12 protein-coding genes and 1 other RNA gene are annotated in these 13,497 nt (G+C 55.1%); 4 read left to right on the forward strand and 9 right to left on the reverse strand.

Translation table 11 applies throughout. The annotated features are described in order from the left end of the window. Nucleotides 1-145: 145 nt before the first annotated feature. The 3 genes from zapA to ACLHDD_RS11985 all read left to right on the forward strand — a co-directional run bounded on the left by zapA (nt 146) and on the right by ACLHDD_RS11985 (nt 1,369). Entirely contained in the window at nt 146-475 is a 330-nt protein-coding gene (gene zapA, locus ACLHDD_RS11975) for a cell division protein ZapA (RefSeq protein WP_008925677.1), read from the forward strand. Nucleotides 476-515: 40 nt separating this feature from the next. After that, nucleotides 516-699, forward strand: a non-coding RNA gene (gene ssrS, locus ACLHDD_RS11980) — 6S RNA. A gap of 76 nt (nt 700-775) precedes the next feature. After that, nucleotides 776-1,369 (forward strand): 5-formyltetrahydrofolate cyclo-ligase, encoded by a 594-nt coding sequence (locus ACLHDD_RS11985; protein WP_427104285.1) that lies wholly within the window; start codon nt 776-778, stop codon nt 1,367-1,369. 152 nt (nt 1,370-1,521) lie between these two features. Here ACLHDD_RS11985 and serA read toward each other — a convergent pair whose 3' ends face one another. Both serA and rpiA read right to left on the reverse strand, forming a co-directional pair. Continuing rightward, on the reverse strand, nt 1,522-2,760 hold the full coding sequence (gene serA, locus ACLHDD_RS11990) for a phosphoglycerate dehydrogenase (protein ID WP_427104286.1): 1,239 nt from the start codon (nt 2,758-2,760) through the stop codon (nt 1,522-1,524). Between the two features lie 279 nt (nt 2,761-3,039). Further along, nucleotides 3,040-3,699, reverse strand: coding sequence for a ribose-5-phosphate isomerase RpiA (gene rpiA / locus ACLHDD_RS11995; RefSeq protein WP_288475651.1), 660 nt, complete (start codon nt 3,697-3,699; stop codon nt 3,040-3,042). Between the two features lie 181 nt (nt 3,700-3,880). Here rpiA and ACLHDD_RS12000 point away from each other — a divergent pair, with 181 nt between their 5' ends. Next, a complete protein-coding gene (locus ACLHDD_RS12000) occupies nt 3,881-4,786 on the forward strand; it encodes a LysR family transcriptional regulator ArgP (protein WP_427104287.1) in 906 nt (301 codons plus the stop codon). A gap of 30 nt (nt 4,787-4,816) precedes the next feature. On the opposite strand, the gene ACLHDD_RS12005 is transcribed toward ACLHDD_RS12000, so the two are convergent. From ACLHDD_RS12005 to tkt, 7 genes are all read right to left on the reverse strand, one after another. Next, nucleotides 4,817-5,542: an oxidative stress defense protein gene (locus tag ACLHDD_RS12005; RefSeq protein ID WP_427104288.1), complete on the reverse strand. Its 726-nt coding sequence runs from the start codon at nt 5,540-5,542 to the stop codon at nt 4,817-4,819. A gap of 144 nt (nt 5,543-5,686) precedes the next feature. Further along, nucleotides 5,687-6,310 carry an arginine exporter ArgO gene (argO, locus tag ACLHDD_RS12010; protein ID WP_427104289.1) on the reverse strand — a complete coding sequence of 208 codons (624 nt, stop codon included), beginning with the start codon at nt 6,308-6,310 and terminating at the stop codon, nt 5,687-5,689. 124 nt (nt 6,311-6,434) lie between these two features. Then, a complete protein-coding gene (gene mscS / locus ACLHDD_RS12015) occupies nt 6,435-7,316 on the reverse strand; it encodes a small-conductance mechanosensitive channel MscS (protein WP_427104290.1) in 882 nt (293 codons plus the stop codon). Nucleotides 7,317-7,496: 180 nt separating this feature from the next. Beyond that, nucleotides 7,497-8,576, reverse strand: coding sequence for a class II fructose-bisphosphate aldolase (gene fbaA, locus ACLHDD_RS12020; protein WP_427104291.1), 1,080 nt, complete (start codon nt 8,574-8,576; stop codon nt 7,497-7,499). Nucleotides 8,577-8,681: 105 nt separating this feature from the next. Continuing rightward, nucleotides 8,682-9,845, reverse strand: coding sequence for a phosphoglycerate kinase (gene pgk / locus ACLHDD_RS12025; RefSeq protein WP_427104292.1), 1,164 nt, complete (start codon nt 9,843-9,845; stop codon nt 8,682-8,684). A 51-nt stretch (nt 9,846-9,896) separates the two neighbouring features. Beyond that, complete coding sequence (gene epd / locus ACLHDD_RS12030; protein WP_427104293.1) at nt 9,897-10,916, reverse strand: erythrose-4-phosphate dehydrogenase; 1,020 nt, start codon at nt 10,914-10,916, stop codon at nt 9,897-9,899. 315 nt (nt 10,917-11,231) lie between these two features. Next, complete coding sequence (gene tkt, locus ACLHDD_RS12035) at nt 11,232-13,226, reverse strand: transketolase (protein ID WP_427104294.1); 1,995 nt, start codon at nt 13,224-13,226, stop codon at nt 11,232-11,234. Nucleotides 13,227-13,497: the final 271 nt, after the last annotated feature.

Here is a 13,497-nt window from a genome sequence, read left to right on the forward strand (position 1 = left end):
AAGTTCGTGTTATGCTACCACTAGCTGCCTCAAGGTTTCCAGAAAAGGGGTTGTATCTTATTTCGTGGGTCTATATAGTTGCCCGCCTCCCAAGCCATTGACCGCTAAGGGAGTGGCGAGCGAAGGAATCAGTCAGGAAGGTGGCATGTCTGCACAACCGGTAGATTTACAAATTTTTGGTCGTTCGTTGAGAGTGAATTGTCCGCCAGAGCAGCAAGATGCGCTCAATAGCGCGGCTGAAGATCTCAATCAGCGGTTGCAAGATCTGAAAGTTCGCACTAGAGTCACAAATACAGAACAACTGGTGTTTATCGCCGCGTTAAACGTCTGCCACGAGCTCGCTCAGGAGAAAGTGAAAACGCGCGACTATGCTGCTAATATGGAACAACGCATCCGTATGTTGCAGCAGACGATTGAACAGGCACTGGTTGAGCAGGGCCGCATCTCCGAACGTGAGGGTGCGAAGTTCGAATAAAACTTCATGGTTGCTACACGTCAGGCAACGGTGAGGTAAACTTTCTCTGAGATGTTTGCAAGCGGGCCAGTCCCCTGAGCCGATATTTCGAAAAAACAGAATGTGACGCTCTGTAACCTGTGTGCATGCTCGGTTCGTCCGAGAAGCCTGATGGTTACGACGGCATGTTCACCTTGAACCAAGGGTTCAAGGGTTACAGCCTGCGGCGGCATCTCGGAGATCTCCCTTCTTTTCGTCCTGCTTTTTTCCCCGACTGACATGTTATAGTGGCTGCTCAGTGGCTTATCCGGCGGAAAAATCATGTCAGAACCTTCCATGACACAACGTCAGGCGATTCGTCAGCAGGTGCGCCATCTGCGACGTGCTCTGACTGATGAGCAACAGGCCCAGGCGGCGGAACAGCTCGCTGAGCTTGCCCTGAACGTTGCGCCACTCTCCGCGGCAGACACCGTAGCACTGTTTCTCTCCGTGGATGGCGAACTTAATACCCGTCCCCTGATCGCCCGGCTCTGGCACCTGAAAAAGACGGTCTGCCTGCCAGTTTTACACCCCTTCTCCCCCGGTCATCTACTGTTTTTACGCTACACGCCTGACACCCCCCTGATCACCAATAAACTGGGCATCCCGGAGCCGCCGCTGGATATCCGGCAGTTGATCACTCTGGATCAATTGGATCTGATGCTGGTACCGCTGGTCGCATTCGATCAGCACGGGCAGCGACTGGGAATGGGAGGCGGTTTCTACGATCGCACGCTGCAGAACTGGCAGCAGCACGGCTTTCTGCCCGTAGGTGTGGCGCACGACTGTCAGCGGGTGGAGGAGTTGCCGGTGGCAGAATGGGATGTGGCTCTGCCTGCAGTTATCACGCCATCAAGGCTCTGGCAGTGGGAGTAGAAGCGCCCCGCTTTTACACGGCTGAATCCCGGATCAGGCAACAAAGAAGAGTGCAGCATGAAAGGAACAGGCTCAGCCGCAAAGCAGCCCGAGCCTGACGTTGCTGACACTATGAAGTGGCACACCCTGGCACCACCTCCTGTCTGAAGTGCTTAGTAAAGCAGACGGGCGCGAATAGTGCCCGGAATGGCCTTCATCAGCTGCAGGGCTTTATCCGCCACCTCTGGCTCCGCATCAATGTCGATAACCACATACCCCATAAATGGCGACGTCTGCAGGTACTGAGCGGCAATGTTGATGCCCTGCTCCGCAAAAATCTGGTTAATGGCCGTCAGCACACCTGGACGGTTTTCATGGATATGCAGCAGGCGGCTGGCGCTGATGCCGTGGATTGGCAATGAGACTTCCGGGAAATTGACTGCTGACAGCGTCGACCCGTTGTCGGAGTATTTCGCCAGTTTGCCCGCCACCTCAATACCAATATTCTCCTGCGCTTCTTCCGTCGAGCCGCCAATGTGCGGCGTCAGGATCACGTTATCGAACTCACTCAGTGGTGAAATAAAGGGATCGCTGTTGGTAGCCGGTTCTACGGGGAAGACGTCAATGGCTGCGCCACCCAAATGCTTACTGGCCAGCGCGTCGCACAGCGCCGGGATATCGACCACTGTACCGCGAGAGGCGTTAATCAGCAGCGCGCCAGGCTTCATCTGCGCCAGCTGTTCTGCGCCAATCATATCCTGCGTGGAGAGGGTTTCCGGCACGTGCAGGCTGACAACGTCGCTCATGCTGAGCAGGTCATTAAGATAGCGAACCTGGGTGGCATTTCCCAGCGGCAGTTTGTTTTCAATGTCGTAGAAGAAAACGTGCATCCCCAGACTTTCCGCCAGCACACCCAGTTGCATACCGATGTGACCGTAACCGATGATTCCCAGCTTCTTGCCACGCGCTTCAAACGAGCCTTTGGCATTCTTGTTCCAGATGCCACGGTGAGCTTTCGCGTTCGCTTCCGGGATGCCGCGCAACATCAGCAGCATCTCACCAATCACCAGTTCAGCCACCGAGCGGGTATTAGAGAACGGCGCGTTGAATACCGGGATCCCCCGGCTGGCCGCAGCGTCCAGATCAACCTGGTTAGTACCGATACAGAAACAACCCACGGCGACCAGCTTTTCAGCTGCGGCAAAAATCTCTTCAGTAAGCTGGGAGCGGGAACGGATACCAATGAAATGCGCATCGCGGATCGATGCTTTTAATGCGTCGGAGTCCAGTGCGCCCTTGTGGAATTCGATGTTGGTGTAGCCTGCAGCCCGCAGGTTATCCAGCGCACTCTGGTGGACACCTTCCACCAGCAGGAACTTAATCTTATCTTTTTCCAGTGATACCTTTGCCATTTCCCGATCCTATTCAGCGTTCAATGAGGACTACCATAAGCCAGCCTTCTGTCAAAATATCAAAAAAATCGCGTCCGGCAATACAAACGATTGCCCAGAGGCCAGCACGGCAACGGCTGACGGCAGCACATTGCCGGACAAAATCATGAGGTGGGCGTTTAAGAGAGAATGAACTCACTGCCGATGACGGTTATGTGACATAAGTCACCAAATTTCATCCGGGCGAGAAAAGATGATTTGCAGGCAGAAATAACCGGCGCCAGAGTGACGCCGGCCAGATCATCTTTTGATGGTTTTCACCCCGTCCGGCCCGCCAATCAGCGCGATGTCGGCACCACGCGCGGCAAAAAGACCGACGGTAACGACGCCAGGCAGGGCATTAATAGTTTTTTCCAGTTCGATCGGATCGAGAATGCGCAGATTATGCACATCAAGAATAATGTTGCCGTTGTCAGTGACCACGTTCTGACGATACTCAGGCAGCCCTCCCATTTTCACCAGTTCACGCGCCACATAACTGCGCGCCATCGGGATCACCTCAACCGGTAATGGAAAACGGCCCAGTACATCCACCTCTTTCGAGGCGTCGGCGATACAGATAAACGTCTGTGCCACCGCAGCCACGATTTTTTCCCGTGTCAGCGCCGCTCCACCGCCTTTGATCATCTGCATCTGAGGGTTGATCTCATCTGCGCCATCAACATAGACCGACAGCTGGTCAACCTCGTTCAGATCGAACACCTGAATGCCCAGGCTTTTCAGCTTCTGGGTAGAGGCGTCGGAGCTGGAGACGGCGCCGTCAATCTGATGTCTGACCGTGGCAAGCGCATCGATAAAGTGGGAAGCGGTCGATCCGGTGCCTACGCCAACAATGGTGCCTGGCTGCACGTACTCAAGTGCAGCCCAGCCAACGGCTTTTTTCAGTTCATCCTGGGTCATGGTATGTTTAAAACCTGTGCGACAACGAAGTGCGCGTAGTATAAAACAAGGCTTGCTGAAAATGCGCGGCTGACCGACGTGGATTTATCGGTTTGGAAGCCAGCCCACAAAAACAAGTGAGCCATTACCGGTGACACGCTTGTGGCAGAGTAACGTCCACCCTGAAGGAGAAAAAACAACAATGAAACGCCCGGATTATCGAACGCTTCAGGCGCTGGATTCAGTGATCCGCGAACGCGGATTTGAGCGTGCCGCACAAAAATTGTGTATCACGCAGTCGGCGGTATCACAGCGCATCAAGCAGCTGGAAAACCTGTTTGGCCAGCCGCTGCTGGTGCGCACGGTGCCGCCGCGCCCCACCGAACAGGGCCAGAAACTGCTGGCGTTGCTGCACCAGGTGGAACTGCTGGAAGAGGAGTGGCTGGGCGATGAGAATAGTGGCACCACGCCCCTGCTGCTGTCGCTGGCGGTCAACGCCGACAGTCTGGCGACCTGGCTGTTGCCTGCGCTGAAAGATGTGCTGGCAGACTCGCCCGTCCGCCTGAACCTGCAGGTTGAAGATGAAACCCGCACCCAGGAGCGCCTGCGTCGGGGCGAAGTGGTGGGCGCGGTCAGTATTCAGCCACAGCCTCTGCCCAGTTGCCTGGTGGATCAGCTCGGCGCGCTTGACTACCTGTTTGTGGCGTCGCGTGACTTTGCCGATCGCTTCTTCCCGAACGGCGTCACCCGCTCTGCTTTGCTGAAAGCGCCTGCGGTCGCGTTTGACCACCTTGACGATATGCACCAGGCTTTTCTGCAGCAGAACTTTGACCTGTCACCAGGCAGCGTTCCGTGCCACATCGTGAACTCCTCAGAGGCCTTTGTGCAGATGGCGCGACAGGGATCGACCTGCTGCATGATCCCGCATCTGCAGATTGAGCGTGAGCTGGCAAGCGGAGAGTTAATTGACCTGACGCCAGGCCTCTATCAGCGCCGCATGCTCTACTGGCACCGGTTTGCGCCTGAAAGCCGGTTAATGCGTCGGGTCACCGATGCGCTGATTGCGCACGGACATCGGGTGCTGCGTCAGGATGAAGTCGTCGCCTGAAAACAAAAACGGGGCAACAGCCCCGTTTTTTTATTGTGCCGCGTTGGGCTTGATCTCAAACACCACATCAACCTGATCGTCAAAGTTGATGCTCTGCTGATCATAGGTTTCCTGCGCAGAGGTATCTGCCGCCGCCGCCGCTTTATACATGCGGTTCATCGGCATCGGCTGATAGTTGGCAACCTGGTAACGAATGCTGTAGATCGGCCCCAGCTTCGCGTTAAATCCTTCTGCCAGCTGGGATGCCTGCCGGGTCGCATTCTTAATCGCCGCGTTACGCGCCTGCTCTTTATAACTCTCCGGGTTTGCCACGCCTAACTCAACGCTACGCACCTCGTTCAGGCCTGACTTCAATGCGCCATCCAGCAGATCGTTCAGCTTGTCCAGCTGGCGCAGCGTGACCTGTACCTGACGGACAGCACGGTAGCCTTTCAGGACTGATTTACCCTCTTTGGTGTAGTCATACTCAGGCTGCGTGCTCAGGTTAGCCGCCTCGATATCTTTCTTCTCAATGCCATTTTTCTGCAGAAAATCGAAATATTGAGCAACCCGGCTGTCCGCCTGCTTTTTCGCATCGGCGGCATCTTTGGATGAGACGTTCACCACGATAGAGAGCGTGGCGATATCGGGACGGGCATCGACTGTTGCCTTGCCTGAGGTCACCACGTGGGGCCCGTTCGGTAACTCATCAGCGTATACGCCAGGCAGTGCCCCGGCGCTCATGATTGCGGCCAGAGCCAATGCTTTCAGTTTCATGAAAGTCCTCCTTGAAAAGGTCACTATGATGGCTTCTAACCGGCGAAGCCCAGCAGCGCATCGGTATGCGCCATGCTTTGAGTGGTCATTATGGCAAAAGTTCGCCCGTCATGCGGCAATTACCGGCACGGCTCGCGACCGGATTCAAAAACCGGCTATGCCCTGGCGAGCCAGCTGCAGAGCGATGAACCACATGACCGCACCGACCAGCAGATTAATGATGCGCTGTGCTTTCATCGTGCGCAGCCGCGGGGAGAGCCACGCCGCCAGCAGCGCCAGACCGAAGAACCACAGTACCGATGCACTGATGGTCCCCAGTGCGAACCACTGGCGTGCCGTAGTGGTCGGCAGCTGACCGCCCAGGCTGCCCAGGACCACAAACGTATCAAGATAGACGTGTGGATTGAGCCAGGTGACCGCCAGCAGCGTTGCGATAATTCGTCCCCTGCCCTGTTTTAACGTCTCACCCTGTGCCAGGTCAGCGTCGCCACGAAAAGCACTGCGCAGCGCCCCCCAGCCATACCACAGCAGAAAGGCAACGCCTGCCCAGGTAATGGCCATCAACAGCAGCGGCGACTGGTTCAGCAGTGCGCTGCCGCCAAAGATGCCGCCACAGATCAGCAGAATATCGCTCAGCGAGCAGAGTGCCGCTGTCATCAGATGATACTGGCGCTTCACGCCCTGATTCATCACAAAAGCGTTCTGAGGGCCCAGCGGCAGGATGAGCGCAGCGCCAAGCGCAAGCCCCTGAAAATAAAGAGATAACACAGGATTACTTCCTCACAGGATTCGATGCGGTGAAGTATAAGGAGAGAAGGTAATAAGCGGAAATTGAAAGAATTAATCTGCGATTAGCAGAATTAATGGGCGACCCGGGTCGCCCGACGAAAGTTTACTGTGGCTGTGCCTCGGGTGCTGTAGCCTCTGGCTTACTGACCGCATGAAGATGCACATCCATTTGTGGATAAGGAATGCCAATCCCTTTCTCATCCAGGGCACGTTTAAAGTTCTTCATCAGGTCCCAGTAGACATTCTGGAGGTCTCCGCTGTTACTCCAGCAGCGCACTACGAAGTTCAGGGAGGATGCGGCCAGCTCGTTCAGACCGATCTGAATGCCCTTGTCTTTCAGTACGCGCTCATCGGCTTCCACCACCTGCTGCAGTAACGCGATTACTTCATCTACATCCGCGTCGTAGGCAACGCCAATAATAAACTCATTGCGGCGAACCGGCTCGCGCGAGAAGTTGACGATGTTTCCGCTGATGATCTTGCCATTCGGTACGACGACGATTTTGCCATCTGCAGAGCGCAGCGTGGTGGAAAAGATCTGCACGTTCAGGACAGTGCCCATTACGCCACCCAGATCGACAAACTCGCCAGTCCGGAACGGACGGAAGGTCACCAGCAATACGCCAGCCGCCAGGTTTGAGAGTGAGCCCTGTAAGGCCAGACCCACGGCCAGTCCGGCAGCACCCAGCACGGCAATCACCGAGGCCGTCTGGACACCAATGCGCCCCAGCGCGGCGATAAGCGTAAAAGCAATGACGCCATAGCGCACCAGCGCAGAGAGGAAATCGGCAACGGTGGCGTCGATGTGACGGGCCCGCAGCAGACGATTGACCGTATTGGAGATAATGCGGGCGATGATCATCCCGACGATAAGAATGGCGATGGCCGCAACGATATTGACGGCGTAGCTGAGGATCAGCGCCTGATTGCGTATCAGCCAGTTGCCCGCGTTATTGATGCCGTCGACGACGTGTAACTCTTCCATTAATAAGCCCTGTTGTTAGCTTCCCATCGGGGAATGACAAAACTGCCAGATGTAATCCGACACCCTGGTAACAAGGGTAATCAATTATCAGATGAAGTGCCAAATCCCCCTCTCTTCCGGCTGGCTTAACGCATAAAAAAAGGCCCTTTCGGGCCTTTTTTGTACGGTAACGGATAAACGTTACAGAACGTCGACAGCGTTCAGCTCTTTGAAAGCCTGCTCCAGACGCACGACCATTGAGGACTGGGCAGCACGCAGCCAGACACGCGGGTCATAATATTTCTTGTTTGGCTTGTCGTCGCCTTCCGGGTTACCCAGCTGGGACTGCAGATAGCCTTCGTTCTTTTTGTAGTACTGCAGGATACCGTCCCATGTCGCCCACTGGGTGTCGGTATCGATGTTCATCTTGATCACGCCGTAGCTGATAGACTCTTCGATTTCTGCTGCTGAAGAACCGGAACCGCCGTGGAAAACGAAGTCCAGCGCGTTGTGCGGCAGGCCATGTTTTTCACAGACAAATTTCTGCGAGTCACGCAGGATGGTTGGGGTCAGTTTTACGTTGCCTGGCTTGTAAACGCCGTGAACGTTACCGAATGAGGCCGCAATGGTGAAGCGCGGGCTGATCGCATGCAGTTTTTCGTACGCGTAGTTTACATCTTCTGGCTGCGTGTAGAGCGCTGATGCGTCCATGTGGCTGTTATCCACGCCATCTTCTTCACCACCGGTGCAGCCCAGTTCGATCTCCAGGGTCATGTCCAGTTTGGCCATGCGCGCCAGGTACTTGCTGCTGATTTCGATATTCTCTTCCAGAGACTCTTCTGACAGGTCAATCATGTGAGAAGAGAAGAGTGGCTTACCATTTTTCTGGAAGTACGCTTCGCCCGCGTCCAGCAGACCGTCGATCCACGGCAGCAGTTTCTTGGCACAGTGGTCGGTGTGCAGGATAACCGGCACGCCATACTGCTCTGCCATCAGGTGAACATGGTGTGCGCCAGCGATAGCACCGAAGATGGCCGCGCCCTGTGGCTTGTCAGTCTTGAAGCCTTTACCTGCGATAAAGGCCGCACCACCGTTAGAGAACTGGATGATGATAGGCGCTTTAACTTTCGCTGCCGCTTCGAGTGCCGCATTGATGGAGTCGGTGCCGACGCAGTTTACGGCTGGCAGTGCGAATTTGTTCTCTTTTGCAACTTTGAAGATCTTCTGTACGTCATCACCAGTAACAACGCCGGGTTTTACGAAATCAAAAATTTTAGACATGATTGTGTCCTGTTTCGTGACCGTTGTTCCCCTTAAGGAACGTCGATTTAAACGCCCAGTCGGGCAAGACTTCAGGCGATGCTGTCAGGCACCGCCCCCAAAGGATTACTGCTTCGCACGCTCTTCCAGCATGGCAACGGCTGGCAGTTTTTTGCCTTCCACGAACTCCAGGAATGCGCCGCCGCCGGTCGAGATGTAGGAAATTTTGTCTTCAATGCCGAACATATCGATAGCCGCTAAGGTATCGCCGCCGCCTGCCACAGAGAACGCGTCGCTGTCTGCAATGGCGTTAGCCACGATCTCAGTTCCTTTACGGAAGTTAGGGAACTCAAACACGCCTACCGGACCGTTCCACAGGATGGTTCTGGCGTTCTTCAGAATGGCCGCCATTGCCTGTGCGGTTTCATCACCGAAGTCCATAATCTCTTCGTTATCCGCGACTTCCGAAACCTTTTTCACGGTTGAAGGGGCAGTTTCAGAGAATTCCGTGCCAACGCGTGAGTCAACCGGAACCGGGATGCCGTACTGGTCGCGCAGGCCTTTAGCCGCTTCAACGAAGTCGGGTTCATAGAGTGATTTACCGACGTTGTTGTCGATAGCCACAAAGGTGTTAGCGATGCCGCCGCCGACAATCACGGTGTCCGCGATTTTCACCAGAGACTGCAGCACATCGAATTTGGTCGAAACTTTAGAGCCACCAACGACCGCAACCAGTGGACGTTCAGGGTTGCTCATCACTTTACCCAGCGCTTCCAGCTCAGCGGAGAGCAGCGGGCCTGCACAGGCGACAGGCGCAAATTTGCCGACGCCATGGGTAGACGCCTGCGCGCGGTGCGCGGTACCAAAAGCATCCATCACGAAGACGTCACACAGGGCAGCATATTTTTTAGACAGTGCTTCATCGTCTTTCTTTTCGCCTTTGTTGAAGCGAACGTTTTCCAGAACCACCAGCTCGCCAGCGCCAACTTCAACGCCATCGAGGTAATCTTTTGCCAGCGTTACGGTGGTGCCGTTCAGCTTCTCTTTCAGGTAGTTAACTACCGGCAGCAGTGAGAACTCTTCGTTATATTCACCTTCGGTCGGACGACCCAGGTGAGAGGTAACCATTACTTTCGCGCCCTGCTTCAACGCCGCTTCAATGGTTGGCAGAGAAGCACGGATACGTGCATCAGACGTCACTTTACCTTCTTTAACAGGTACGTTCAGATCGGCACGGATCAGCACGCGTTTGCCAGCCAGATCCAGATCGGTCATCTTAATTACAGACATGGTGAATCCTCTCGTTGATTCTCATAAGTTTTGCCAGACGCAAACCGCGTCTTACCTGAAACCACTTGCGGCCATCGCTAACGTCGTGTCGAGCATCCGGTTAGCGAAGCCCCATTCGTTGTCACACCAGACCAGGGTCTTGATAAGGTGTTGACCACTGACCCGCGTTTGTGTTCCATCCACAATGGCACTATGCGGATCATGGTTAAAATCGACTGAGACTAACGGTAATTCCGTATAGTCAACTATACCACGAAATGCCCCCTCTGCCGCGCTTTGCAGCAGGGTGTTCACCTCACAAGCCTTTACGGGCTGACGTACAGAAACACTGAGATCGATGGCCGTCACGTTAATCGTTGGCACGCGAACGGCTATCGCCTCGAAGCGATCGTTGAATTTCGGAAAAATGCGGGTAATCCCGGCGGCCAGCCGCGTGTCGACTGGAATGATCGACTGACTGGCGGCGCGGGTACGACGCAGATCGCTGTGATAGGCGTCGATGACCTGCTGGTCGTGCATCGCGGAGTGGATCGTGGTGACAGTGCCGGACTCGATGCCAAAGGCGTCATCCAGCAGTTTGATCACCGGAATAATGCAGTTGGTGGTACAGGAGGCGTTGGAGACGATGCGATCGCCGGGCGTCAGATCCTGCTGATTCACGCCATACACGACGGTGGCGTCGAGGTCATGGCCGCCAGGATGCGAGAACAGGACTTTCTTCGCGCCCGCCTGCAGATGCGCTTCACCGTCGGCGCGCGACCCGTAGACGCCCGTGCAGTCCAGCACGACATCCACGTCCAGTTCGCGCCAGGGAAGATCGGCAATATCAGCACGGTGAAGAATGCGCAGGGTATCGCCTCCCACACACAACACATCGCGCTCCTGTCGGACATCGAAAGCAAAACGGCCGTGGCTGGTATCATACTTCAGCAGGTGCGCCATGCCGGTGGCTTCAGCCAGCTCGTTAATGGCGACGACGGTGATTTCCGCCCGCCGGCCCGTTTCATAGAGCGCACGCAGGACGTTGCGTCCAATCCGGCCAAAACCATTTATTGCTACCCGTACCGTCATTTCTCTCCTGCCACGTCAGACTGAAAAAAACGTGCCGTTAGCCTGAGCGTTTCACTGCATTTTGTACAGGAGATTCTTACCCGGCTTTGTCCGAAACCAGGACGATTTGCCCGGAGACTGAAACGGTTCAGCTACAATAATAGAATGCAGGAATAACGGGAATGACTGTGATCAATCTGCCTGCTTAAATTTGGATCTACATCACAAAAACGGGCAAAAATCAGTTATTACTGCAGGAATAAAAGAGGAGAAAGGGACGAAAATATCGTCCCCCGGTTTTACTGCCAGACGAGAACAGACCCGCCTGGCTGCTTTTTACGCCAGCAACGCCTTCGCTTTCGCGACCACGTTGTCGACGGTAAAGCCAAACAGTTCAAACAGCTGATCTGCAGGCGCAGATTCGCCGAAGCTGGTCATGCCCACAATCGCGCCGTTCAGGCCAGTGTATTTGAACCAGTAATCTGCGATACCCGCTTCAATAGCGACGCGTGCGCTGACCGCTTTTGGCAGTACAGATTCACGATACTCATCGCTCTGCTTGTCGAAAGCATCGGTCGATGGCATAGAGACCACGCGCACTTTGCGGCCTTCGCTGGTCAGTTTGTCCCAGGCACCTACCGCCAGTTCCACTTCTGAACCGGTGGCGATCAGAATCAGCTCCGGTGTGCCCTCGCACGCTTTCAGCACGTAACCGCCGCGCGCGACGTCAGCCAGCTGTGCAGCATCACGTTCCTGCTGCGCCAGATTCTGACGGGAGAAGATCAGCGCCGTCGGGCCGTCTTTACGCTCAATGGCATATTTCCACGCCACGGCAGATTCCACCTGGTCACATGGACGCCACAGGCTCATGTTTGGTGTGGTACGCAGGCTCGCCATCTGCTCAACCGGCTGGTGCGTCGGGCCATCTTCGCCCAGGCCAATGGAGTCATGGGTGTAGACCATGATCTGACGAATCTTCATCAGTGCAGCCATACGCGCAGCATTACGCGCATATTCTACGAACATCAGGAAGGTTGCGGTGTAAGGCAGGAAGCCACCGTGCAGCGCCAGGCCGTTAGCAATGGCGGTCATACCGAACTCGCGCACACCGTAATGAATGTAGTTACCGGCCGCATCTTCATTGATCGGCTTAGAGCCGGACCAGATGGTCAGGTTGCTTGGCGCCAGATCGGCTGAGCCACCCAGATATTCTGGCAGAATTTTACCAAAAGCTTCGATGGCATTCTGTGAGGCTTTACGGCTGGCGATTTTCGCCGGATTAGCCTGCAGCTGCTCAACAAACTTCTGCGACTCTTCCTGCCAGTTCGCCGGCAGTTCATTGCTGACGCGACGTTTGAACTCAGCCGCCAGCTCCGGATGCGCCTGCGCATAGGCGGCGAATTTCTCATTCCAGGCAGACTCTTTTGCCTGGCCCGCTTCTTTCGCGTCCCACTCAGCGTAAATGTCAGAAGGGATCACGAACGGTGCGTGGTTCCAGCCCAGCTGTTTGCGGGTCAGTGCCACTTCGTCATCGCCCAGCGGCGCGCCGTGTGAATCATGCGTGCCCGCTTTGTTCGGCGAACCGAAGCCAATCACGGTTTTGCACATCAGCAGTGAAGGTTTGTCGCTGACGCTTTTCGCTTCGTCGATCGCTTTGGCAATGGCCTCTGCATCGTGACCATCAATGCCACGGATTACGTGCCAGCCGTAAGCCTCAAAACGCTTCGCGGTGTCGTCGGTGAACCAGCCATCAATGTGACCGTCGATAGAGATGCCGTTATCATCATAGAAGGCCACCAGCTTGCCCAGTTTCAGCGTTCCCGCCAGCGAGCAGACTTCGTGAGAGATGCCTTCCATCATGCAGCCGTCACCCATGAAGACATAGGTGTTGTGGTCTACGATATCATGACCCGGACGGTTGAACTGAGCGGCCAGCGTGCGCTCTGCAATCGCGAAGCCGACGGCGTTAGCGATACCCTGGCCCAGCGGACCGGTGGTGGTTTCCACACCTGCGGTGTAGCCATATTCCGGGTGACCTGGAGTCTTAGAGTGCAGCTGACGGAAATTTTCCAGCTCGCTCATAGGCAGATCGTAGCCGGTCAGGTGCAGCAGGCTATAGATCAGCATTGAGCCGTGACCGTTAGAGAGCACAAAACGGTCGCGGTCAGCCCACAGCGGGTTCGTTGGGTTGTGGTTCAGATAGCCGCGCCAGAGGACTTCAGCGATGTCCGCCATACCCATTGGGGCACCCGGATGTCCCGACTTCGCTTTCTGTACTGCATCCATACTTAACGCGCGAACGGCGTTGGCAAGCTCTTTACGAGAGGGCATTTTCTACTCCAGGTCGGATTAATGCTTCGCACCTTAACTCATTGTTATTAATGAGTTACCGGGCAAAACAAGGAAAAAGTTGCCCATCAATGTACATGAAAGTCGGGGCAAAAGTACATGCTGCAAAACGCTAAATGCAGCCGCTTCGTCTGGCATTTCCGGCCAACTCTGCTAGCAAAGTGCAGACGGGCACGCTATAACCAAAACGTTTATCCACCTGGCTGAGTTTCAGGTGTTTGTTTTTCTTACCTTGTTATGAATGGGATCGAGC

This window comes from Pantoea sp. NSTU24 (assembly GCF_050157905.1).
Classification (GTDB): Bacteria; Pseudomonadota; Gammaproteobacteria; order Enterobacterales; family Enterobacteriaceae; genus Pantoea.

Coding starts and splice junctions, on each gene's coding strand:
- ACLHDD_RS12000 (WP_427104287.1), top strand. CDS start 3,881: ATGAAACGCCCGGATTATCGAACGCTTCAGGCGCTGGATTCAGTGATC.
- pgk (WP_427104292.1), bottom strand. CDS start 9,845: ATGTCTGTAATTAAGATGACCGATCTGGATCTGGCTGGCAAACGCGTG.
- mscS (WP_427104290.1), bottom strand. CDS start 7,316: ATGGAAGAGTTACACGTCGTCGACGGCATCAATAACGCGGGCAACTGG.
- serA (WP_427104286.1), bottom strand. CDS start 2,760: ATGGCAAAGGTATCACTGGAAAAAGATAAGATTAAGTTCCTGCTGGTG.
- zapA (WP_008925677.1), top strand. CDS start 146: ATGTCTGCACAACCGGTAGATTTACAAATTTTTGGTCGTTCGTTGAGA.
- fbaA (WP_427104291.1), bottom strand. CDS start 8,576: ATGTCTAAAATTTTTGATTTCGTAAAACCCGGCGTTGTTACTGGTGAT.
- tkt (WP_427104294.1), bottom strand. CDS start 13,226: ATGCCCTCTCGTAAAGAGCTTGCCAACGCCGTTCGCGCGTTAAGTATG.
- rpiA (WP_288475651.1), bottom strand. CDS start 3,699: ATGACCCAGGATGAACTGAAAAAAGCCGTTGGCTGGGCTGCACTTGAG.
- epd (WP_427104293.1), bottom strand. CDS start 10,916: ATGACGGTACGGGTAGCAATAAATGGTTTTGGCCGGATTGGACGCAAC.
- ACLHDD_RS12005 (WP_427104288.1), bottom strand. CDS start 5,542: ATGAAACTGAAAGCATTGGCTCTGGCCGCAATCATGAGCGCCGGGGCA.
- ACLHDD_RS11985 (WP_427104285.1), top strand. CDS start 776: ATGTCAGAACCTTCCATGACACAACGTCAGGCGATTCGTCAGCAGGTG.